The 1,880-nt window shown below is 58.4% G+C and carries 1 pseudogene; it reads right to left on the bottom strand.

The features are described from left to right. Nucleotides 1–769 precede the first annotated feature (769 nt). Nucleotides 770–1,407 (bottom strand): annotated as a pseudogene (locus RCCGE510_RS30170) (transposase); the annotation flags it as partial. Nucleotides 1,408–1,880 lie beyond the last annotated feature (473 nt).

Genomic DNA, 1,880 nt, shown 5'->3' with positions numbered 1-1,880 from the left:
GATCCAGGCGTCCGTCGCGACAGCTCCGGTCACGCCTTCGATCCACCCACTTACTTCGCGAGAATCGTCATCGCGCGGCTGGTTCCGTCTTGGGTACATCGATGCCGGTCCTCCGGAAATTCAAATTCGGAACCTCGATCCTAATGCCTGCCGACCGCCGCCCAGCATGCAAAAGCCAGAACCGATCATGCCCTCAAGGCATGGCCGAACACCATATGGCGACGGCTTGCCGACAATCGTCTGCACTCGACCATCAGGCCGTCACAGAGCCTCGCCAGCTTGCCGCTTGCCATGCGGAGCCCGCCAGAATTGGCCTTAATTTAAGCAGTTTCGAGTGATGTGTGGGACATGCAGAGTGAAGGGTGCCGTCAGAATTTCCGATTCCAACCAATCCATCCGCCGGCCTTTCTGATTTCACCGCCTCAGGCAAAGGAACCATATGCGGTGTAGCTGCTGACAGAACCCGTTGCGCGCCTGATAGTTATGCGACCTATGGCGCGGCGATCAGGACGAGACGCCGTATTGCCTCACCCAAGAGTGTTCCCAGAGAATAATGCCGCTGCCTCACTCGGATGTTCTCGAATGCCTCACGGGTTGTTCCGATCGAGTCCCCGCACCTGGTGCAGGTGACGGAGGTAGCGAAGCCGCTCGCGAGCGCGCCCTCAATAGCGCTGTAGCGAGCGGGCATGTTTTCCGGTAGGGTCGGTTGTCGAAGGCCAACCTGGCGGTAAGAGCGCGGATGCCGATCCTGTATTGTTCGGTAATGATCTCACTGCACGACCTCAATAATTTCCGTCTGCCGCGCGGCATCGGCGAATGGCCCGAACACCAGCGCATTGGCCTGTGTACTGCGCCAGATTTTCATTCGGCGCTGCACGGTCCGAATGAGGCCGTCGGGATACACGCCGGGATATTTGACCTGCAAGCGTTCAAGCAACTCTCGCGAAGTTCGCCAAGGCTCCGCCTTGAACCATTCCTCGAGTTCGGCAGTGACGGCGAGTAGAGGATCGGGCTTCCGCCGCTCTCGCTTGGCCGCTGGCATGGAGCGGGCAGTCGGTTTCACTTCACCACCCCGCCAAGCAATCCGTAAGCCAGACAGAAAGTCTTCGAGCGGTAAGGCCTCGCCGTCGGTGGCAGGCGAACCATCAGGCTTGTCAGCAATTTCGACCAATCTCTCTTGTGCCAGGCGTATGTCGCGGAGCAGCCGGACCGGATCGAGCGTCAGGTACATCGCCTTGAGCCAAAGGCATGTATCCTCCGGCGTGCGTGCATCGTCAAGCAGCCGCTGATAGGGCTGGGCGGGGCGATGATAGCGCTTGATCACCTTGGCCCCGTCACGGTGCTTTCTTTCAGCTTGAATGATGGCTGAAAGAAATTCACGAACGACCGCATAAAGGAATAGAGCTTGGGCATGCGGCAATACGTGATCTCAGCCAGATTATCGCTCTACCGAACCCACTTGGCCTCCGTGAACATCCAACTTTCGAGGCTCTTTGCGTATCCGTATCTGTCTACACTTCAGACCCCCCGTTACAGCGACGCCCAGAAGACTAGGTCCCCGGCTTCGCCGCTGTGACTTTGGCCGTATGGGAGTTGCGCCGCGCCAAGCAGCTATCAGCAGGGCGGGAAATCTTCCAAGGCCACCTCCAACATTCAAGCTAATCTTAGCCCGGCCGCGCCGCAGACACCTCCGCCGGCTGTCAGCCGTTTCGACGATGGTCTGGGAAGGGAGCCGTCGTCAAAATGCCTTGTCTCCCTCGTTTGCTCAGTAGCTTCACGCGGTGCTTTCGTCGTCAAAGCCGGAAGGAAAAAGGCATGACTAAAGAGCTTGCATACGACATGAGAGAGATGCGACAGTCGTCGCCTCTTGGGATGCTGGC

Origin of the sequence: Rhizobium sp. CCGE 510 (assembly GCF_000292525.1) — a bacterium.
Lineage (GTDB): Bacteria > Pseudomonadota > Alphaproteobacteria > Rhizobiales > Rhizobiaceae > Rhizobium.
Note: the sequence above shows the minus strand (reverse complement) of the source record. Positions and strands in the feature narration are given on the sequence as shown.